Here is a 21,694-nt window from a genome sequence, read left to right as displayed (position 1 = left end):
TGGGGACAAATAGAAACGACTCGCTGGATTTTACATGTATCCAGCGAGTCGTTTTTTTATTTGTTTACTATTAAGTGCGTCCTGATCGGAATATCGAAAAGATTAAAAATAAAAACATCAGGGTAGCTACGATGGAGCCAAGTTCGATAATTGGAAAATTCCATAGAAGGTTTGTCTGTCCAGCAATCGCTGACCCGATTATAAGTCCAACCATTAAAATACTAAATGACAATAAGATGATGCTTAGAGAAAGTCGATTACTAATGCGATCGATTCTATTTAAAACTTTTTCCGCTTGTCTAAAACTAATGTCCAATTGCAATTTTCCTTTTTTGATTTTCGAAGTGATGTCTTTTAAATCTTTAGGTAATTTGAAAAGGATGTCGATATTATCCATAGTCTCATGCCAAGACTTTTTTAAAATATACATGGGGTGAAAACGTTCAGCAACTAATCTTTTCCCAAATGGTTCTACAGCTTTCATGATGCTGAAAGTCGGATCTAATTCGCTTATTAAACCTTCAAGCGTAAGAATAGCCTTTGTCAATATTGTGATTTCAGTTGGTATGCGAATATTATGGTGGTACGCGACAGAAAGCAGTTCTATGAAAATACCGCCTAGACTAATATCTTTTAGGGAAGCGTCGTAATATTTCGTTTGGAGATCATCTAAATCTCTCTTGAAGGATGGTAAATCTGTTTCATCAGATAAAAGCCCCATCTCTGAAAATGTTTTTAAAAGACCATCCGTATTTCCTTGTTGCAAATTAATGATCAGGGAAGCGAAGTGGTACTTAAGTTCATCGTCGATACGACCTACCATTCCGAAATCCAAGTACGCAACAACATTGTCTGGCAAAATATAAATATTCCCTGGATGTGGGTCGCCATGGAAAAAACCATGTTTCAAAACTTGTGTGAACATAGAATCCACAACGCGTTTCGCGATTATATTTTGGTCATATCCTTCTGAGTTCAATCGGTCCATGTCATTAATCTTAATCCCGCGAATCATTTCCATCGTGAGTACTTTTTCAGAGGAATAGTCCCAATAAATTGTAGGAATATGTATAGCAGACTCATTTTGAAACTGCTTTGCTATTCGCTCCCCATTCCGTCCTTCTACGCGGTAATCCATCTCATCCAGAAGAGATCTCGAAAATTCATCGATAATATCGGTAAGATTATACGTTTTACCCCATGCTGTATTGTCTTCTAAAAATCGTGCTAAGTTTTGCAGTATGGATAAATCTGTTTTTACAATGGGTTGGATATCCGGACGTTGAATTTTCACTGCAACTTCTTCTCCGGTTAGAAGGTGAGCGATATGGACTTGACCGATTGAAGCTGTCGCCAGTGGTTTTTCGATGAAATCTAGAAAGGTATTTTCAATTGTATCCTCTAATTCTGCCTCTATAATTTCCCGTATTTGTTCAAACGAAACGGGGGCAACATGATCTTGCAATTTTGCAAGTTCTTTAGAAATTTCTATTGGAACAAGATCATGACGTGAACTAGCGATTTGTCCAAGCTTAATAAAGGTAGGTCCTAGATCTTGTAGTGCCCTGCGGAGTTTCACCCCAATATCCTGCATGTTTATATCAACATCAGTTGTGTTTTCTTTTTTTGATGAAATACGATCTGTGATTCCTAAACGATGTAAAACATGGCTAAAACCGTTATGCAAAAATGTGTTTATAATTACTTGGAAGCGTTTTGAGTGCCTAATCTTCGTTTTAAACAAACAATTTCCTCCTTTATCTCATTGCTTTTCTCGTGTATGGAATACATTTATCATACACTAAACTGGTAAGAGAATCCCATCTAGTTAATAATTTCATTTATGCTTAGATTTATAGGAAAAAGGGTAGAGTACTACTAGTAAGTAATATTAGTAACATGAATGGAGGTTTATATTATGAGATTTGAAAGGAGCGAAAATGTTCAATTGTTGATTCGACTTAGTGAAGAAGAACTTGCAATGATTGTTGAAGGGGTAGAATCAATTGGGAACTTACAAATGATTTCAGATATGGATTCACTTGTTTTTCAGTATTACAGAGAGTTGCAAAATGAATAAAAGTTTTGTATACTAATTACCAGCGTTAGGAACAGGCGTTCTTTTTCGTTCTGTAAAGTAGGTGTACCCGTAATTTTAGTATAATGATTTTTATTTTGAACCAATATTATTTAGAAGACAGGTGAGGATTGTGAATCGAGATCGCGGAAATATTAAGTGGACTTCACTCATGTTGCCTGAACACTTGTTAGAGCTACGCAAATGGACCAATGAGGATGCGTATACAGAACGACCCGAACTGAATGAATGGGATTTCCAGTTAATTCAGGAAGAGTTGGAATTGGCCATTAAAAGAAAAGGTGAAACACTTATTAAAACTTGGTTTGATGGTGAAATTATTGAACATCAGGGGATAATAGTGAAAATAGATACTTTTTTAAAAGCAATTGTTCTAGAGGAAACATCAGGTATTAGAAAAATACCAGTCGTAGCAATTATTAATGTACAATGTATGACTATTGATTAAGTGGTTTTCATCATACAAGTTTGCGGTTGGTGAATTTGTGCTATGTTGTTTTTTTGTTTATAACAACAACTATCATTTGCAAGCCTTCGAACAAAGAGTTTTACTCATTAATCAAACAATAAACAGAACCCCCCTATTTCTACCTCAGCATTCTCTATATTTATTCGATTATTGGACTGGTTTTTATAAAATGTTCTGGACCCCCTTGTACAAGCGAATAGTTATAAGCGATGTTTCGCGTGAATAAAGCTAATGCTTATAGATACTTTTTTAAAAAAATTATAAATGAGGGATAAACCAAATGGACAGTAACATTCAATCTCTTTTTAAAAACTTAGAATCAGATGATAAAGAGGCTCAATTAGATGCGTTTAAAAGTATTTTAGATGAAACAACTGACGAAGTCGATTGGGCATATGACGTTTGGGATATGTTAATAGAGTGGTTAACAGATGTCGATAACCACCAAAGATCGAGAGCGGCACAGTTTCTTTCTGCGTTGGCAATTAGTGACCCTGAACAACGCATGCTCGAAGACTTTCCTATGTTATGGAAAGTGACAAAAGACCCGAAGTTTGTAACGGCTCGACATAGTTTACAGTCCATATGGAAAATTGGATTGGCGGGTGAAGAACAAAAATTGATGGTCTTGAATCATATAATCGATCGATTCCAAAATGGGTTAGGCGAAAAACACTATACGCTGATTCGATTTGATATGATTGAAGGTTTGAAAAAGTTATATGACCAATTACAAGACGAAACGATTAAACAAACCGCACTGGATTTAATTGCTACAGAAGAAGATATAAAATATCAAAAGAAATACTTGTCAGTTTGGAAATGATAAGTGTTGGCTATTGAGAAAATATAGGTAATAAACATAAAGCCGATTGCATATGCAATCGGCTTTGCGTTTATTAAATTTCAAACCTGGCCATATCATTTTGCAGTGATTCCGCTAGTTTCGCTAGGGTTTCTGCACTTCCAGATATCTCCGTATTTAAAGCAAGCTGCTCTTGTGTTGCGGCACTTGACGACTCAGCTTCTATAGTGGCTTGTATTGCTAGTCTTTCAATTGTTATTGATTCAATAGAAACTTTGTCTGTCATTTTTCGAATCTCTTCTATAGCTACGGATACAGTAGCAATCTTTTCACGCATATCACCAGTTGCAAATTCGATGCGATTAAATACATGGTCCGTTTTTTCTGTTACTTTAAGCCCTTCTTCAACTTGTTTGGTGCCGTTTTCTGTATTCGAAACGGCCTTATCTACATCTCGAACCATCGTATCCATCATATGACCAATTTCTGCGGCAGATCTCTTAGATTGTTCGGCAAGAATACGCACTTCTTTTGCAACAACAGCAAAACCTTTACCGTGTTCGCCGGCTCTTGCGGCTTCTATCGCTGCATTCAATGCCAATAAGTTTGTTTGTTCAGCAATGGCGGTTATAAGTGAAGTTGCATTTTGAATTTGGGCGGAATGTATTGCCATGTCTTGAATCGTATTAGAAGAATCTCTCATGGTCATAAGAATCGTATCCATTTGATTTGTGGAATCTTGCATGAGCATTCCACCATCTTTCACTAGACGAGCTACTTCATCTGAAGAGGAAAGCATTATTTGGTTTTCCAAAGTAATTTTATTGATGCGTGATACCATTTGCTCAATAGAAAGCGTGGAATCGTTTGCGGTAGTCGTTTGTAATTCACTGGAAACCAAGTTTCGTTCTGTAATGTCAGCTACAAGTGCAGATGTTTTCAGGCTATCTCCAGAGCTAACCGATAAATCTTCTGCATATACAGCAAGTTGAATAGCTGATTGTCTTGCATTTATGATGATTTCCCTAAGATCATCTACCATTTCATTGAACGCATCCGCCATTTCCCCGAGTTCGTCTTTATTATGAACGCTTACTCTTTCCGCTGAAAAATTACCGGTAGCTATTTGTTTTAGAGCCATAGTCATTGTGCCGACTGGTATAGCAATGCTTCGACTAATGATGCGTGCAATGACCACCGTTACTACTATCGCTACCGCAATTAATAAAATAATAAGGGCTTGTATCCATTTCAATAAAAACTGCAATTCATTCTCAGTCTGTTCCCGCTGCAGTTCTTGATATTCAATTAATTTTGAAATTCTGTCATTAATTACAAATTCGAAACGTTCTCCCTCCATTGCAATTTTTGCCGCAGTAATCAACTCACCATTATTGACATCTCTTATTACAATTTCACTTAGTCCTTGATAGCTAATAGAAGCCTCTTTTAACTGCAAGAATAGTTCACGAGCAGCCGGGGTTTGTATTCGTTTATCTAGATTTTTTAATTTAGATTTATAGGAATTAAGTATCTCTTCACGATGTGATAAATATGTTTCGTCTTCGTATATGATATAACCGTGAAGATTTTTTGCATCTTCATTTTGAGCTGATAATAATTGCTCTAGTAGCATTACCATGCTTACTCTCTCATCGATTAAATAACGATATTCGCTATTTAATTTCGTTAATGCCCATAGTCCGCATACACCTACAGTAATTAAGATGAGTAAAATGGATGAAAAGCCTAACCATAATTTTTTTCGAACGCTGAATCGCATGTCTCAATGACCTCCTGTGTCGTGTAGTCATTAGTAATTATAGGACATAGGAGAATAGTTCGGTGTTAAGGTATTGTAAAGATTGGAATTGCGAAACTGTAACCATCTGAAATCATTTTCTTTTTAATGACCGGATTGATTCTTAAAGAAAATCGCAAAGTGAAAGTAAAGTCCAAAAATATGTACATATAAACAGATGTGTTCTTCTCAGTTATTTCCTGAATCTATATTTACCAATGAATTGTGCATGAAATATTGTTTTTCAACCATATTGAGTAGGTATGCTACTTTGAGGAGGGATAACGGTGCAGGAGAATCGGAAAATAAAGGCCCAATTTAACAAAATGAAAACAGAAGTATCCTCGGATTTTATAGATCCTTTTGAACTAAATGCAACAAGTAAATTAGCGGTTCGTTCATATGCGGGACCTAAAGAGTACAGAGAAGCTTTAATGGAGAAATCACGAGAAACGTCACGGAAAAATAATGAAGAGTGATGTTGTTTTAAACACTAGTACTATTTAAATTAAAGACGGTTGAAATGGGTTTGTACTCCATGTCAACCGTCTTTTGGTTCAAATGGCTCGCACCAAATACGTATTTGGTGCTTTAAATTGAGTTGTTGTAGTTTTAAGCTTGAGGAACAAATGTTTTACAATCTGTTTCATCACTGTGGGCTGCGTGTTTGCCTTTCTGACTGACTACATAAATGACATCTGCGTGACAATTGTTCCCTTCGCCCCAATACTTACAGTTGTGAACTTCACAAAGTATTCTTTGTCCCATATGACCACACCTCCTCTAAACGTATCCTTCCCAAGTCAAATTAGGTTATACTTAACTGAAATTCAACTAGTTATAATTATTAAATAAGTGTGCTTATAGAAACATTTTAATGGTATAATAGTAGGAAATAGTGCGTGTGGAAAAATTTAAAGGGGTCCTTTACATAATTATGAAATTTTCATTAAAACATTTAATTCTCTTAGTCGCATTACTGTCAGTGGCATTAACACTTATTAGCAGCATTACCTCTGGACACCGTGTAAATCAGGACACACTTATTGAAAATACGTTAGAAACAAATCGAGTGTATGCTCAAAAGCTTGCAGACGTAACCGATACATTTTTTAAAACTACGCTTCAAACTTTGAAATACAGCTCAAAAGACGTAGTTGAGTATATGAAACAAAATAATTCTGAAGAGTTATTGCTTAAAGAAACGAAACGGTTATTCAATGAAACAAATACGTTTAACTCGGTAGTGGTAACGTCTGCAACTGGAAAAATAATTGCAGCTTCCCCTGAAAAGTTGGATCTTTTAGGAAAGCAAGTAACATCACCGGGTGGACTTCAAGCACTTGAAGAGAGAAAACCGTTAATTACAAAACCTTACACCTCGATAACAAATCGATTAATCATTTTTATTTCGCACCCTATTTTTGATGATAAAGGTCAGTACCTTGGTTATGTGGGTGGCTCGATTTATTTACTTGAGGAAAACATCTTAAATGATTTATTAGGTAAACATTTCTATCAAGATGGTTCGTATGTATATGTTGTCAACGAGGATGGAAAAATTCTTTATCATCCGGAAAAGAGCAGGATTAGTGCTATTGTTCCTGGAAACCCTGTAATAGAAGCAGTCATAAGTGGTAAAAGCGGTGATAAAAGACTTACTAATTCAAAGGGTATGGATTTGCTGGCAGGTTATGCCTATATGCCAACTACAAGCTGGGGAGTCGTCTCACAAAGGCCAACTGAAATGGCTTTACTTCCAGCAACAGAAACGAGAAATGAAATGATTATTAATACACTGCCGTTTTTACTACTTTCATTTATAATCATTATTTATATCTCAAATCAGATTGCAAAGCCTTTAGAAAAATTAGGAAAGTATGCAGAGTCGAGTATGATAAAAAATGAAAAAGAAGAAATTGTAGATGTAAATGCTTGGTATTACGAGGCCATTCAATTGGAAAAAGCTCTAGTTAAAAGCTTGTCTTTTCTAGAAGACAAAGTGAATTACTTTATTCATGAATCTACTATCGATCCTTTGACAGGATTGGTAAATAGACGTTCGATGGATGAAACAACAAAAAAATGGATCGATCAAAAAGTACCGTTTTCAATCATACTGTTTGATATCGACCGATTCAAGCGTGTCAACGATACATATGGTCATTCTGTTGGGGACGAAGTATTGAAGTTTGTGGCCAAGGAAATGCTTGCGGTATCGAGAAGTACCGATGTGTGTTGTCGTTACGGGGGTGAGGAATTCATAATGTTATTGCCCCAAACGACAATATTGCAAGCTTTTGATATAGCGGAGCGGTTACGAATGAAGTTTGAAACGACTGTTAGTCCATGCGGGGAAGTGATTACGATTTCCTCTGGAGTTGCAAGTTATCCTGAATGTGCTGAACATATTATGACGTTAATTGAAGTAGCAGATAAGAGTTTATATGAAGCGAAAAATTCAGGTCGAAATAAGACAATCATGGCTGATTTTACTGAGGCTCATAAAGAATTATTAAAATCGTGATATAGTGTTAAAGAAAAATGGTTGAATACTTAACCTAGTATTCAACTCTTTTCAATTAAAAGGATTTTTAAATACTTTAGTGCGGTATCGAATTTAATCCATTGAATTTAGACAACTGAATAACTTCTAGCATTATATTTTTGTATTACAACGTAAGGGATGGTATTCATATGGGTGAAATAGAACTTGGGAAAGAAAAGTCACGGTTTAGCCAGTTTAAAGCATGGTTTAAGTCACTAAAAAGTGTTAATAAGTTTATATTTATCTTCATAGGAATTGTATTGAGTGGTCTATTCGTAATCAATGTTTTCATAATGCTTAGCGACGTAAGTAAATTAGATATTGTAGAACCACGCCCCACAATTATTTATGATATAAATGGTGATGTGGCTAGTAAAGTTTCTAACTCCAAGATTGAGGGCGTTAGTTTGGATCAAATTCCGAAAGAAGTTATTGAAGCTTTTGTCTCCACAGAGGACCAACAATTTTATAAACATAGCGGTATTAACTACATAGGTATTACAAGGGCGTTCATACAAAATCTGTTTAAAGGAAAGATTGTTGCTGGTGGTAGTACAATTACTCAACAACTTTCGAAAAATGTTTTTCTTACAGAGGAACAAACCTATACACGTAAACTTAAAGAACTAATACTCACAAAAAAGATTGAGAGAACGTATTCGAAAGATGAAATCATGGAACGTTATTTAAACCAAATCTATTTTGGTGAAGGCGCATGGGGAATTCAGCGAGCAGCACAGGTCTACTTTGGTAAAGATGTTGGCGAATTAACATTGAATGAATCAGCTACTTTGACGGGGTTGGTCAAAGCGCCCTCTAATTTATCACCTTATAAAAATATGGATAAAGCAGTTGAACGAAGAAACATTGTACTCTCTTTAATGAATAGCGAAGGTTACATTGATCAAAAGGAATTTGAAAAAACAAGAGATCAAGAAATTGCTTTATCCAGTAAAGAAGTTGTTAATTACAATGGGAATTATCCATATTACGTTAATTATCTAATCAATGAAGCAGTAAAAAAATACGAATTAACAGAGAATGAAGTTCTTTCAGGAGGCCTTCATATTTATACTGAACTAAATCCTGTTATTCAGGACGCTTTGGAACAAGTATTTCAAGATGAGGATAATTTTCCAGTGAGCGTGCCAGATCAGCTTATTCAAAGTGGATCCGTTTTCCTTAATCCTAAAACCGGTGGAATTAGTGCGTTAGTTGGTGGAAGAGGCGAATATACTTACAATCGTTTTAATAATGCGACTCAGTTAATAAGGCAACCTGGATCTGCATTAAAACCACTATCGGTTTACACTCCGGCACTGGAGCATGGATACAACTTCGAGGATTTACTTGTCGATGAACCAATCAATATAGGTGGATATCAACCGCAAAATATAGATAAGCAATACCGTGGGAAAGTTACAATGTATGATGCAGTACTAAATTCTTATAATGTGCCCGCAGTATGGTTATTAAATGAAATCGGGATTGAAAAGGGAATGAGTACAGTAGAACGGTTTGGTATTCCTTTGGAAAAAGAAGACCATAACCTTACGTTAGCATTAGGGGGTCTAAACAAAGGGACATCGCCACTATTAATGGCACAAGCATTCTCTACTTTTCCTAACGATGGAATAATGATGGAAGCTCATGCTATATCGGAAATTAGGGATGCAGAACGTGAAATAGTTGGAAAATGGGTTGAAAAATCTACTGGAGTTATAGAACCAGAAGTATCTCAACAGATGACATATATGCTAAAAGGTGTTGTAGAAAATGGTTCTGGTAAAAATGCAAGTATTTCTGATATGAACGTAGCTGGAAAAACAGGTACTACACAACTACCTTTTCCAGGTGTGGCTGGTTCAAAAGATCATTGGTTTGTTGGATTCACACCAGATATAGTAGGTGCAGTCTGGTTAGGTTATGACAAAACAGATCCGGAACATTACTTGACGGGGACTAGTAGTGAAACAGTAACAACTATATTTCAAAAAGTGTTATCTCAATCGATGAGTGAGTTGCCGAACAAGGAGTTTGACTTATCATTAATTTCAAAGAAAATAAAAAAGGAACAAAAAGAAGCGAAAGATAGTTCTGAAAATAAAGAAAAGAATAAGGGGAAGGAAAAGAAAAAGGAAAAAGAAGAGAAGAAGAAAAATAAAAAGGAAAAAGAAGAGGAGAAGAAAAAGGAAAAAGAAAAGAAAAAAGAAAAGAAAAAAGAAGATAAAAAAGAAGATAAAAAAGATAAAGACAAAAAAGATAAAGATAAAAAAGAGGGATGATAGTAGCGGCAGGGATATCCCTACAGCGTTTAGAGGAAATTTAAGTTTGATTTATATCGGGAAAAGCGTACACGCTATCATTCGTGTGCGCTTTTTTGCGTTGATTAGAAGTTATTAAATAAATAGAAATGATTTAATGCATAGTGTCTTTCACAACAAAGTTATTTCTACATATTTGTTTTATCAATAGGGTGATTTAAAAAAGGGGGAAATATTTATTAAATAATTGTGCATATGTACTTACCATCTTTCATACATTAGTAGAGTCGTTAAGAAACGGGGCACGCTTAACTTCTTTTGTGCAATAAATCCTGAACTTGCACATTATAGAATCCCTGTGGAATGTTGTTGAATAGTTCATTGGAGACAAAGGGTTGGATTGACTGAGCAGAATAAGATTAGGGAGATGAGTTATTTGTCAAAATCAATACCACTGGATCCATTCAAAATGTGGAAAGATATGTATGATCAAACAGAGTCAAATTGGAATGAGGCAATTCAAGAATCTTTGAAGAAGGAATCATTCTCTGAAGGCATGGGGGAGACCTTAAATTTCTATCTGCAATTTAAGGAACTTTCAAAGAAGACAACGGAAACATATTTACAGGAAGTGAATATCCCAACTCGCGATGACCTAGCCGAGGTTTCATCACTAGTTATTAATTTAGAAGAAAAAGTGGATGGTCTAAATGATAAATTCGAGGATGAACTGAGTAAAATTGATTCTTCTAAAGAAATCAATCAGTTAAAAACAGTCGTAACTAATCTTGAACAAAAATTAGATGGTGTTTTAAGAGTGCTTGAAACGTTAAGTAATCAAACAGTCAATAGTGAACAATAAAATAAAGAAAGATTAATTAAATCTAATGAAGTTTCGAACAAATAGATGGATTGGAAGTGTATAGCTCAATGACGATTAATTTAATTGAAGCAACAGAAGAAATTAAAAACAAAAAACCACTAGCTGGAAAAGTTGCAGTTGTAACAGGTGGATCACGTGGAATAGGTGCAACTATTGCTAAAGCTTTAGCTGAAAATGGTGCAAGTGTCGCAATCAATTATCATACAAGAATTGATGATGCAAACGCAATCGTTAAGGAAATTGAAGAAAAGGGCGGAATTTCTGTAGCAATCAAATCCGACGTATCTAACCCGGATGATGTTAAGGAGTTTATGAAAGAAGTGAAAAAGACGTTTGGCAAGATCGATATTCTTGTAAATAATGCTGGAATTACAAGAGATCGCACGTTTCGAAACCTTACAAATGAGGATTGGAATGAAGTGATTGATGTAAATCTAAACAGCGTTTTCTATACAACTAAAGAAGTTATTAATCATATGTTGGAGCAAAAAAGTGGGAGAGTTATTAATATTAGTTCAATTATTGGCCAGTCGGGTGGATTCGGTCAATCCAATTATGCGGCTTCAAAAGCGGGCTTGGTTGGTTTAACGAAATCACTTGCATTAGAAACAGCAAAGAATGGAATTACCGTGAATGCAATTTGTCCTGGATTCATAGAAACAGAAATGGTCAAAGAAATGCCTGATGATGTGAAAAAGAGCATCATTTCAAAAATTCCGATGCGACGTTTAGGGCAAACAGAAGAAATTGCAGAAGCAGTATTATTCTTAACAACTGCAGATTACATTACAGGTCAATCCATTAATATAAATGGTGGATTACACATGTAATTGGTAAATGGGGCTTCCGACAAGGGAGCCCTTTATAATTGTTCGTAGGAGGAATAAAATGAGTTATTCAAAAGGTATAGATGCTGAGAAATGGATGGAAACAATGCCGGACGGAATGAAGTCAGGTTTTGAACGTGTTAAAAGGGTGTCGGATGTCTTATCAAATGAATCGGATCCCAAAGTGGGTCAAACTCCTAAAGAAATCATTTGGACAAAAAATAAAGCAAAGTTATATCGCTATCAATCCTCGATGAAGAAAACGAATGCTGTTCCAATTTTAATGATTTATGCACTCATCAACAAACCGTATATATTGGATTTAACTCCGGGCAATAGCTTAATCGAGCATTTAACAAATAAGGGGCACGATGTGTATTTACTAGATTGGGGTACGGCCGGTTATGAGGATCGAAATATGAAGTTGGATAATTATATTTTAGATTATATTCCTCGTGCCGTTAAGAAGGTATTGCAAACGTCAGAGGCAAAGGAAATAAGTTTACTTGGGTATTGTATGGGTGGAACTATGACTTCAATATTTACGGCACTCCATCCTGAATTACCCATACGAAATCTGGTTCTTATGACGAGTCCTATTGATTTTTCAGATGCGGGCTTGTATACGAATTGGTTAGACAAACGGTACTTTAATTTGGATAAATTAGTCGATACGCTTGGTCTGATTCCGCACGATATGATTGATTTTGGTAATAAACTTTTAAATCCGATTGCAAACTTCTATGGACCTTATGTGAGCTTAGCCGATCGTGCAGACAATGAAGAATTCGTTAAAAGCTGGAAGTTGATGCAGAAATGGTTGAACGACGGCACCCCATTTCCAGGTGAAGCTTATAGACAGTGGATAGGCGAGTTTTATCAGGAGAATAAATTAATCAAAGACGAACTATATATCAGGGGACGGAAAGTAGAGCTTAGTAAAATAACTGCAAACCTTTTAAATATTGCAGGAAAACATGATGTCATAGCTTCTCCTAAGCAAGTCGAACCACTAAATGCTAAAGTATCAAGTCAGGATCAAACATTTCATTTGTTGAATACAGGTCATGTTTCAGTTGTTGTTGGAAAAAGAGCGATTGAAACCACATTTCCTTTGATTGACAAATGGTTGACAGATCATTCCGAAGCCTAAAAAAAAATCCCGTTGTACATGCAATTATCAATTGCGTGTGCAACGGGATTTTCATAAGTTACTTCAGTTTTAAATGATTTTCACCATAACTTTTTCATTATTGATATCGGATTCACCGTTAAATTGAAAACCGAATTTCTCATATAGGCGGAGTGCTGATTGATTGTCTTCATATAAACTTAAATAGATCTCCTGACATGAAAATTCTTGCACTAATTTTTGAATTAATGCTGTCAACATAGCTTTTCCATAGCCAATCCCTTGATACTTGGCATCAATGAGAAATCGGTCTAACCAAACACGACCGTTTTTCATTTCTTCAGGGAAATATCCATACATTGCAAAGCCCACGAGCTCTTTGTTTGAATACAGTCCGACAGGTTTAAACTCAGGGTATTCCTTAGCGTCATCTAAACATTGTTCTGTCGTTTCTATAAAGTTTGTTTGGGATTCGGAAACACTTAAACTTAAAATATCTTCTTTATTTTCTTTTGTAACGTCATGAATGGATATACTCATGACTATCAAGTCCTTTCTAATTGCACCAATGGATATGTGTAGTGGTATAGTTATATCTTAAGGTATATGGTTACCGTATAGTCAAGGAGTGTGACTTAAGTGAGTGAGAATTTTCATAAATATTTCACGGTTGGTGAATTTGCGAAGTTATGTAATGTGAAAAAACAAACGTTGTTTCACTACGATGATATCGATTTACTTTCTCCTGAAATTAAGAATGAGAAAGGTTACAGATACTACTCTTATCATCAGTTCGATGTCTTTTCCGTCATTCAACTATTAAAAGAAGTGGACATGCCGTTAAAAGAAATTAAATTATTTCTGAAAAACAAAACCCCGATAGACCTTATAGAACTATTGAAGAATAAAACGCAAGAAATTGATGTGAAAATCAACAACTTGCAGAGTATACAAAAAATCATCCAGACGAAAATTGAACTAACAGAACGTGCATTAGTTATTGATTATTCAACAATCACTTTACAAGAACAAGCGGAAGAACGGTTGTTTTTGAGCAGTTCTATTTTAGATTGTTCCGATAAGGGGTTCCTCAATTCGGTTTCTACATTTATCGAATGTATTAAAGAGGAGGGGTTGGATATTGGTTACCCAATTGGAGCGGTGATCAGTAAAGATCAGGTTGAGCAAGGGGACTATGAAAACTATACGTATCTCTACACAAGATTGGAAGAACTAGCTCCGCAGATTGCTTGCTATGTAAACCCACAAGGCTTGTATGTGGTGGCATACCATAAGGGAAGTGAGGAATTGATTCATCAAACCTTCAAGAAAATGTTGGAATTTACCGTAAAAAATCACTTAAATCTAACGAACTACACGTATGAGGAGTACCTTTTAGATGAAATATCGGTGAGTGGCAGTGATCATTATGTAACGGAAATTAGAATGCAGGTAGAACGTAAGTGAAGGATACAGCTTTAACGGAAATACCAAGGGGGTTGTAAACCCTTGGTATTTTTCATTAAAATTTAGAGTAGTTTTTCTTGACTTTTTAAACGTGGATTTCTTTTCGTTGACTTGAAGATGGGATATTCAGCTCTTTTCGATATTTATTAATGGTCCTTCTTGAAATCAATATCCCTTTTTCGGTATTGAAATACTCAGCAATTTTTAAATCCGAATAAGGCTTGTGCTTATTTTCTTGTGCTATGAAATTTTGAAGAAGTGCTTTCACTTTGGTTTGTGAAACACTCTCGCCTTCACCCGTATTTATTTTTGAAGTGAATAATAGCTGGAGTTTGAAGGAACCGAAAGAAGTTTGGATTATTTTATTCCTCGTGGCACGACTCACAGTAGATTCATGCATTTCAATCTCATCAGCAACTTCTTTGAGTGTAAGAGGCTTTAAGGAAGAAAATCCATTTTTAAAGAAATCCATTTGTTTATCCAATAAAACCGTTACGATTTTAATGATTGTATTTCTTCGTTGTTCGATACTGCTTAGAAGCCATTGATATCCTTTGTATTGTGCATTGATATATTTTGACAGTTCATTTTTGGTGTTAATGTAATGTGTATACTCATTATTTAAACCAATAGTAGGTAAATAACCATCATTTAATTTAAAAATAAATCCATTCTCCTTAAATTCAACGATAATATCAGGAGTGATATATTGTATTGAAAAATCAGAAATGAAGGTGCATGGTTTTGGATTAAGCTTTTGAACGAAATCATAAATCTCTTTCACTTGGGCCATAGTGATATTCATCTGTGCAGCGATTTTATCCCACTTGTGTTCAGCCATCAAATCCAAATGATTTCTCACCAAGCATTCCGCCAATTCATTTTGGTTAGAAGCATAGGTCATTTGTAGAAGCAGGCATTCTTTTAAATTCCTAGCACCAGTACCGATTGGAGCGATGTCTTGAAGAAGATGGATTCCCTGTTCGATTTCATCTTCATTAAACTCTGCATAATGATCTAGGTTTAAATATCCATTATCATCAAGATTATAAATGATATAGTTCAACAACTTTTGCACTTGTTTTTCGGGGTAAATGAGTTTAGTCTGTTCGAATAACTCATCCCTCATATTATTATGAGTGCACTGGATTGTATCCATTGTGTTCCTGTGGTAACCGGTCGATGTAGAACGATGTTGTGATCTTTCCTCGTATGAACGATTTACCTCTTTTTCCTTCAATTCTATTAAAGGATTTTCAATTTCTTGTTTTCGAATATATTGTTCTAACTCGTAAGTGGAGTATTGTAATAGTTCGATGGCTTGTCGTAAATCGGTTGTCATTGAAAGGCTAAGTGTTTGTTTTTGTTGGAGTACAAGCTCCATTGAGATCCCTCCTTTTAAAGTCGATCTTAATGTAACCGTTCATGAAAAATTCGTTTCATTCATTGTAAAAGCAACTGTTTAGGTCTGTTAGATTTGGTATTTTTGTATTTTTTTAACGACAGAAGATTGACTGATACCAAGACTTTTGGCAACTTTTCGAGTTGTTTTATACATTTGTGTTTTTTCTAATATAATCTTCTTTTCTACTTCTTCAAGTGTTTTCTTCAAGGAGAAGCTTTCTGTGAAATCAGGTCGTTCAGATATAAAAGGAAGATCACTCCATGTAAGCTCGTCTTGTTCGGATGTGACGACGAGTCGTTCGATAAGATTTTCCAATTCTCGTATATTACCTGGCCAAGAGTACTTTTGTAAAAGCTCGACAACGCCAGGTTGGAAATGTTTATTTAATTGGTATTTTTGATTTGCTCGGTTTAAAATCATATGCGCTAGAGGTTTAATGTCTTCAATTCTTTCTCTTAATGGAGGAATATTAATTGGAACAATATTTAAACGATAGTAAAGATCTTCTCGAAACTCTCCTGTTTTCACAAGTTTGACTAGATCTTTATTTGTTGCCGAAATGATTCGTGCATCAATTTTAATTTCTTTGTTACCTCCTACTCTACGTATCTCGTATTCTTGTAAGACTCTAAGCAACTTCACTTGTAAATCGATGGGCATGTCGCCTATTTCATCTAAAAAAATGGTCCCTCCATGTGCTTCCTCAAAAAGCCCTCGTTTGCCATCTTGGTTGGCTCCTGTAAATGCACCTTTTTCATATCCGAAAAGTTCAGATTCCAGTAAATGATGTGGAATGGCTGCACAATTGATTTTAACTAATGGTTTTTCAGATCTTGGACTGTGCTGATGGATGAGTTTCACGATGACTTCTTTTCCTACGCCAGATTCTCCTAGGATGAGAATGGGAGAATCGAATGTAGCTATTTTAATTGCTAATCGAACAATGTGGTCGGTCCTAGGGCTGGCAGCGATAATATGGCTGGCAATAGGCGCTGAAGAGACGATACTTTGACTGGGTGGGGTGATACTATCGGACTTTTGTTGCTTAAGTGCGATGGATAATAATAAATCCATTTTGACATTTTTTAATTCTGATATATCTCGCACATTTAAGACGATATGACTAAGTTGTCCGTCCTGGTCGAAAATGGGATTCCCAGTAACTAAAGTTTCCACGCCTCGAATACTAATGACTTCCGTGATGGGGTGTTTTACTCGCATTACAACTTGCGTAACGGATTTTGAAATGAATCCTTTTTCTAAAGCAACTTTGATGTTTGTGCCGGTGAAATCTTCTCGAGTAAAGCCTGTGATTCGTTCGGCGGCATTGTTAATAGCGAGTCCGATACCGTTTTTGTCGAAAATGCAAATACCATCAAAGCTATTTTGGAATGCTTGAAAGTATAGGTTATCCACTTTTTCACCTCGTTTTTAGTTCTTCTACACGGAATGATTCTTTTTAGAATCAAGTATATATACTACTAACAGTAACTTAAATATTCAGAATTGCAATTACTTATTGAAAAATAAGCAGTTTTGCATAGAAACAACCATCTCACATGCAATGAGATGGTTGTTTCTATGCAACCTATTTTTCAAAATCTTGTATTGTTTGTTTAATAAGGTTAGGAATGACAGTAGTTTTTTTCGTTTCCTTATCGACTAAGACAATTGTTGTCCAGCTGGAAGAGATCAGTTCACCCGTCGATTTTCGTTGAATGGCACTTTCAATTTTTAGTGATTTTGTGCCGAAGTGAGATGTTCGAACTCGAACAGTTAAGGCATCGCGAGCATAACCTTCAAGATGGAATTTGGAATAAGTATCGCCAACAACGAACATAATGCTTTGATCGTAAAAACCTAAATGCTCAAAGTAATCAGCACGTCCTTGTTCATAATACAGACTATAGCTTGTATTGTTTACATGCCCGAATAAGTCGGTTTCACAGATTCGCACTTTTAAGTCCGTGGAGAAGGAGAACGACCCAAGCCATTCTTCAAGATTTGGTTTGATATATTCTAAAGGTGTCATTGCTCTACTCCTTTACATAAGTGCTCTATGAACCAATCGGTTGCTGCTTGTTGTGCAGCGTCAAATGTTTCTCCTGTGTAGACATCGAAATGACCTTTTGTTAATTTTACCAACTTTTTTGGCTCTTTGGCTTTTGTATTGAAAACATCGATTGCTGCAACTGCTGGTGTAATGCCGTCCTCAGTTGCGACAATCATCATAAGTGGAGTTGGTGAAATAATATCGACGTTTGCCGCCGGGAAATACTCCAAATAGTGTTCCATTGAATCGAGTGTAATGTAGTTTTTCCAAGTAGGGGCGACCTCTTCAGCCATCTTAAGAAACCACGGGTATGCTTCAGGATGTGTTTGTGCACTGTATTCGCCGCTAGTATCGGTAACTACTTTAATGTATTCAACGGGAGCTCCTGTATAGCGTTTTTTTCGATTCGCAATGAGTTTATCGATGAATGCTTGCATATTTTCTTTTCCCATTTTCTTCTCAGAACCAATCCAACCTCGAATTGTCGGCACTTGTGAAACAATTGCTTTAACACGTCGGTCAAGCGCACCAACTTGAAGGACGTGACCGCCACTATAGGAAGTTCCCCAAATACCGATTTGGTCTTCTAGAACATTCGGGTGCGTGGAAACCCAGGATATCGCATTGCGGTAGTCTTTGATTTGCTCAAGTGGGTCCATATGTTGGCGGTTATCGCCCTCGCTTTCCCCGAAGTTACGGTAATCGATAATGAGAGTTACGAGACCTGCTTCAGCAAATTTTTCAGCATATCTTGGTAAATAGGCTTCTTTTACAAGACTAAATCCATGTGCCATGACAATTGCCGGGAATTGTTTCGTTGAATCGCCTCTGTCCGGAATATATAAAAGTCCGCTACAAGTGACGCCTTCACTTATAAAAGTAATTTTTTCAACATTCATATCCGTTCCTCCTCAATTACTCATTCTAGGATTTTTTCCCCCAACGATTGATAACATCTTCCGCAAAGTCTAAATACGGTCGGATTGGTGTCATTTCATTAACCGTTATATAATCGGCCAGCGGAAGTTGGGCTGTAAATAAACGATCCAATTCATCATGTGAATCTGCTTTGTAAATTAAAATTACTTCCATCGAGCCGGCAATTTTATATGCACTAATTATTATTCCATGCTCCATCGCTTTTTTTGCGATTGAAATTTCTTTTTCCCATAATGTCCATAATTGTTCTTTTGACAATTCTTTTTGATGAACTGTTACACGAATAAAAAACAGCATATTGTCTTCCTCCTTAGAATAATATTATTTTGCACTCAACTATCATTATGCAAAATTCATGCCATGTTTATAAATGTGAGTAGGGCACGCCTTTAGAGAATATCCGATTGCTTTCGATTCGATTTCGAATCGAAAAAACAAGTGTTGATTCAAAAAGGAATCACTTTGTGCTTTTTTTTAATGATTTCATTGGCTTTTGATAGTGGCACGAATATTGCATTGTATTAAGTTAAGATCTGAACACTAAAAGGAGGGCTTTTTTGAAGAAAGAAGATATTTTGGAGAAAATAGCTGAACAAACCATATTACCTGTTATTGCAGCGCCCATGTTTTTAGTTTCGAGTCCAGAGCTTGTTATTGAATGCTGTAAAAATGGAGTGATCAGTTCTTTTCCTTTACCGAATGCTCGAACAATTGAAGTACTAGATGAATGGATGAACAAAATTACTGTTTCATTGGAAAAGTCTATTCAGAATTCGGATAGAAAAACAGCACCATGGGCAGCAAATATCATTACACATCAATCCTATGATCGATTTGAGCAAGAGTTAGACCTAATCAAACACTATAAGCCACCGATTGTTATTACCGCACTCGGAAGTCCTGCACGTGTAGTGGAAGCGGTTCATAAGTATGGGGGTCTGGTATTCGCAGATGTAAACTCCGTTAAATTTGCTAAGAAAGCAGCTCAAACGGGTGTAGATGGCTTGATACTTGTAAGTTCAGGTGCTGGGGGGCATACAGGATCGATGACTGGGTTTGCTTATGTTGATGCAGTCCGTCAATTTTGGGACGGCATTATCGTACTAGCAGGTGGAATTTCAAGTGGAAAAGGTATTTTGGCGGCACAGGCTTTGGGAGCAGACCTAGTCTATATGGGGACATCTTTCATTCCAGCTGAAGAAAGTTATGCACAACAAGAGTATAAAGAAATGGTAGTGGAAGCAGAATTCGACGACATTTTATCCACTAATGCATTTACAGGGGTCCATGCGAATATGCTAATTCCGAGTATAAAAAAAGCAGGACTTATACCAGAAAATCTGAAACCAAAAGAATCCATAGATTTCAGCAATCCACAAGGTGAATCGAAGGCGTGGCGTGATATATGGTCAGCTGGACAGGGAGTTGGAGCAATTCAAGCTATACAACCGGCTGCAGTGATAATCGAGAAGTTACGACAAGAGTATGTGCAAGCCCAACACGATTTACAACTAACGAATAAATGGATAGTTATTAATAAGGAGATGATAAAATGAGTAAAGTAGAATTCAACCCATATTTGTCTGCGCCATTGTATGGGCGGACTGATGTTGAAGAATTGTTTGTAGAGGAATTACAAGTGATTGAAGGGGAGATACCAGTAGATTTTAGTGGGGCTTACATTCGTAACGGTCCAAGTCAAAAGTACGAACCGATGGAAAGACATCACTGGTTTGACGGGGATGGAATGTTGCACGGAATCTACATTAAAGACGGTAAAATAAGTTATCGTAATCGATATGTTGAAACCAAAGGGTATCAGTACGAGGATGATACAAAGAAATCAGAGTGGGTTGGGTTAATGGGGGATATGTCCAAAAATCCGAGCTTTGAAAGATTGAAGAACACTTCGAATACAGATGTTCTTTATCATAATAACAACTTATTAAGCCTTTGGTATATGTCTGGTGAGCCCTACCGAGTGGATGCAAAAACGCTAGAGACAATCGGCATAGAAGACTTTCACGGGCAGTTAACATCAAGCATATCTGCACATTCGAAAGTGGATGAGAACACGGGAGAACTGATCTTTTTTGACTATGGGAATAAGTTCCCGTACATGATGTATGGTGTCGTTTCGGCAGATGGAAAAGCTGTGCACAGTGTACCGATTGAACTACCAGGACCACGTAACCCACATGACATGTGGATCACGGAAAAACATTCGATTTTAATGGATTTACCTTTATTCAATGACCCAGAAGCTTTGAAAAAAGGACGTTATCGAGTTAAATTTCACAGGGATGTACCAAGTCGTTTCGGTGTCATTCCACGTTATGGTTCTTCCAAAGATATTCGGTGGTTCGAAGCAGAACCTTGCTATATTTACCATTCGATAAACGCATGGGAAGAAGGCGACGAAATTGTACTAATTGGTTGCCGTGTGAAAGAACCACAGCCGCCAAAAAATGCGAGTGCAAGTGAGATTGAACGCATGATGCAGTATTTACAGTTGAATGCACAACTGCACTATTGGCGCTTAAATATGAAAACAGGAGAAGTGAAAGAAGGAGAGCTCTGTGATATGAATACAGAATTCCCCGTTATGAATTTAGATTATCTTGGCCGAAAAAGCCGTTACTCTTACAACGCACACATCGACGCGGCTGTGACATTGAAATTCAATGGTCTGGTGAAATACGACACATGGACTGGTAAATCAACAAAGTATATGTTTGGCCCTCATCAGTTCGGAACGGAAGCGGCATTTGCACCCAGAAAGAATTCGAAGTTTGAAGATGATGGTTATGTTATTACGTATATTTATAATGAGAAGACTGATAAATCAGAACTCGTCATCTTAGACGCTACCCAATTTGATATTGGACCGATTGCTCGTATTGCATTACCACAACCTGTGCCTATGGGCTTTCATGCAACCTGGATTTCAGGGGCGAAATTTTATGGAAAGGATGCATAAAACCAGTGTTGGTTAACTAGAAA

Annotated in this window: 21 protein-coding genes; 12 read left to right on the top strand and 9 right to left on the bottom strand. The window is 36.4% G+C overall.

The window, feature by feature from the left end:
- Positions 1 to 70: 70 nt before the first annotated feature.
- Positions 71 to 1,744, bottom strand: a complete 1,674-nt coding sequence (locus ACFSFY_RS13755; protein WP_381538940.1) for an ABC1 kinase family protein — start codon at positions 1,742 to 1,744, stop codon at positions 71 to 73.
- 174 nt (positions 1,745 to 1,918) lie between these two features.
- Here ACFSFY_RS13755 and ACFSFY_RS13750 point away from each other — a divergent pair, with 174 nt between their 5' ends.
- The 3 genes from ACFSFY_RS13750 (at position 1,919) to ACFSFY_RS13740 (ending at position 3,393) form a co-directional block, all read left to right on the top strand.
- Positions 1,919 to 2,080 (top strand): hypothetical protein, encoded by a 162-nt coding sequence (locus tag ACFSFY_RS13750; protein WP_381538938.1) that lies wholly within the window; start codon positions 1,919 to 1,921, stop codon positions 2,078 to 2,080.
- A 130-nt stretch (positions 2,081 to 2,210) separates the two neighbouring features.
- Complete coding sequence (locus ACFSFY_RS13745) at positions 2,211 to 2,546, top strand: YolD-like family protein (protein WP_381538936.1); 336 nt, start codon at positions 2,211 to 2,213, stop codon at positions 2,544 to 2,546.
- A 301-nt stretch (positions 2,547 to 2,847) separates the two neighbouring features.
- Positions 2,848 to 3,393 (top strand): hypothetical protein, encoded by a 546-nt coding sequence (locus ACFSFY_RS13740; RefSeq protein WP_381538934.1) that lies wholly within the window; start codon positions 2,848 to 2,850, stop codon positions 3,391 to 3,393.
- Positions 3,394 to 3,466: 73 nt separating this feature from the next.
- On the opposite strand, the gene ACFSFY_RS13735 is transcribed toward ACFSFY_RS13740, so the two are convergent.
- Positions 3,467 to 5,155 carry a methyl-accepting chemotaxis protein gene (locus ACFSFY_RS13735; RefSeq protein ID WP_381538932.1) on the bottom strand — a complete coding sequence of 563 codons (1,689 nt, stop codon included), beginning with the start codon at positions 5,153 to 5,155 and terminating at the stop codon, positions 3,467 to 3,469.
- A 305-nt stretch (positions 5,156 to 5,460) separates the two neighbouring features.
- On the opposite strand from ACFSFY_RS13735, the gene ACFSFY_RS13730 reads away from it, so the two are divergent.
- Entirely contained in the window at positions 5,461 to 5,652 is a 192-nt protein-coding gene (locus ACFSFY_RS13730; protein WP_381538930.1) for a hypothetical protein, read from the top strand.
- Between the two features lie 133 nt (positions 5,653 to 5,785).
- Here ACFSFY_RS13730 and ACFSFY_RS13725 read toward each other — a convergent pair whose 3' ends face one another.
- Complete coding sequence (locus ACFSFY_RS13725) at positions 5,786 to 5,941, bottom strand: DUF1540 domain-containing protein (protein ID WP_381538929.1); 156 nt, start codon at positions 5,939 to 5,941, stop codon at positions 5,786 to 5,788.
- A gap of 169 nt (positions 5,942 to 6,110) precedes the next feature.
- Between ACFSFY_RS13725 and ACFSFY_RS13720 the strand changes: the two genes are divergently transcribed.
- The 5 genes from ACFSFY_RS13720 to phaC all read left to right on the top strand — a co-directional run bounded on the left by ACFSFY_RS13720 (position 6,111) and on the right by phaC (position 12,848).
- Complete coding sequence (locus ACFSFY_RS13720; RefSeq protein WP_381538927.1) at positions 6,111 to 7,700, top strand: sensor domain-containing diguanylate cyclase; 1,590 nt, start codon at positions 6,111 to 6,113, stop codon at positions 7,698 to 7,700.
- A 170-nt stretch (positions 7,701 to 7,870) separates the two neighbouring features.
- Positions 7,871 to 10,006, top strand: coding sequence for a transglycosylase domain-containing protein (locus tag ACFSFY_RS13715; RefSeq protein WP_381538925.1), 2,136 nt, complete (start codon positions 7,871 to 7,873; stop codon positions 10,004 to 10,006).
- 415 nt (positions 10,007 to 10,421) lie between these two features.
- Complete coding sequence (locus ACFSFY_RS13710) at positions 10,422 to 10,847, top strand: hypothetical protein (protein ID WP_381538923.1); 426 nt, start codon at positions 10,422 to 10,424, stop codon at positions 10,845 to 10,847.
- 68 nt (positions 10,848 to 10,915) lie between these two features.
- A complete protein-coding gene (fabG, locus tag ACFSFY_RS13705; protein WP_381538922.1) occupies positions 10,916 to 11,698 on the top strand; it encodes a 3-oxoacyl-[acyl-carrier-protein] reductase in 783 nt (260 codons plus the stop codon).
- Positions 11,699 to 11,756: 58 nt separating this feature from the next.
- Positions 11,757 to 12,848: a class III poly(R)-hydroxyalkanoic acid synthase subunit PhaC gene (phaC, locus tag ACFSFY_RS13700; RefSeq protein WP_381538919.1), complete on the top strand. Its 1,092-nt coding sequence runs from the start codon at positions 11,757 to 11,759 to the stop codon at positions 12,846 to 12,848.
- 69 nt (positions 12,849 to 12,917) lie between these two features.
- On the opposite strand, the gene ACFSFY_RS13695 is transcribed toward phaC, so the two are convergent.
- Positions 12,918 to 13,367 carry a GNAT family N-acetyltransferase gene (locus ACFSFY_RS13695; RefSeq protein ID WP_381538917.1) on the bottom strand — a complete coding sequence of 150 codons (450 nt, stop codon included), beginning with the start codon at positions 13,365 to 13,367 and terminating at the stop codon, positions 12,918 to 12,920.
- Between the two features lie 99 nt (positions 13,368 to 13,466).
- On the opposite strand from ACFSFY_RS13695, the gene ACFSFY_RS13690 reads away from it, so the two are divergent.
- Positions 13,467 to 14,294 carry a MerR family transcriptional regulator gene (locus tag ACFSFY_RS13690; RefSeq protein ID WP_381538915.1) on the top strand — a complete coding sequence of 276 codons (828 nt, stop codon included), beginning with the start codon at positions 13,467 to 13,469 and terminating at the stop codon, positions 14,292 to 14,294.
- A gap of 85 nt (positions 14,295 to 14,379) precedes the next feature.
- On the opposite strand, the gene rpoN is transcribed toward ACFSFY_RS13690, so the two are convergent.
- From rpoN to ACFSFY_RS13665, 5 genes are all read right to left on the bottom strand, one after another.
- Positions 14,380 to 15,678 carry an RNA polymerase factor sigma-54 gene (gene rpoN / locus ACFSFY_RS13685; protein WP_381538913.1) on the bottom strand — a complete coding sequence of 433 codons (1,299 nt, stop codon included), beginning with the start codon at positions 15,676 to 15,678 and terminating at the stop codon, positions 14,380 to 14,382.
- Positions 15,679 to 15,765: 87 nt separating this feature from the next.
- Positions 15,766 to 17,115: a sigma-54 interaction domain-containing protein gene (locus tag ACFSFY_RS13680; protein WP_381538911.1), complete on the bottom strand. Its 1,350-nt coding sequence runs from the start codon at positions 17,113 to 17,115 to the stop codon at positions 15,766 to 15,768.
- Positions 17,116 to 17,287: 172 nt separating this feature from the next.
- Positions 17,288 to 17,731: an acyl-CoA thioesterase gene (locus tag ACFSFY_RS13675; protein WP_381538909.1), complete on the bottom strand. Its 444-nt coding sequence runs from the start codon at positions 17,729 to 17,731 to the stop codon at positions 17,288 to 17,290.
- Positions 17,728 to 18,651: an alpha/beta hydrolase gene (locus tag ACFSFY_RS13670; protein ID WP_381538908.1), complete on the bottom strand. Its 924-nt coding sequence runs from the start codon at positions 18,649 to 18,651 to the stop codon at positions 17,728 to 17,730. The genes ACFSFY_RS13675 and ACFSFY_RS13670 overlap by 4 nt, the downstream gene beginning before the upstream one ends.
- A gap of 25 nt (positions 18,652 to 18,676) precedes the next feature.
- Positions 18,677 to 18,988, bottom strand: a complete 312-nt coding sequence (locus ACFSFY_RS13665) for a muconolactone Delta-isomerase family protein (RefSeq protein ID WP_381538906.1) — start codon at positions 18,986 to 18,988, stop codon at positions 18,677 to 18,679.
- 260 nt (positions 18,989 to 19,248) lie between these two features.
- On the opposite strand from ACFSFY_RS13665, the gene ACFSFY_RS13660 reads away from it, so the two are divergent.
- A complete protein-coding gene (locus ACFSFY_RS13660; protein WP_381538904.1) occupies positions 19,249 to 20,247 on the top strand; it encodes an NAD(P)H-dependent flavin oxidoreductase in 999 nt (332 codons plus the stop codon).
- Entirely contained in the window at positions 20,244 to 21,671 is a 1,428-nt protein-coding gene (locus ACFSFY_RS13655) for a carotenoid oxygenase family protein (RefSeq protein WP_381538902.1), read from the top strand. The genes ACFSFY_RS13660 and ACFSFY_RS13655 overlap by 4 nt, the downstream gene beginning before the upstream one ends.
- Positions 21,672 to 21,694 lie beyond the last annotated feature (23 nt).

It is taken from the genome of Sporosarcina siberiensis (assembly GCF_042681925.1).
GTDB lineage: Bacteria > Bacillota > Bacilli > Bacillales_A > Planococcaceae > Sporosarcina > Sporosarcina siberiensis.
This window is presented reverse-complemented; position numbering and strand designations above follow the sequence as displayed.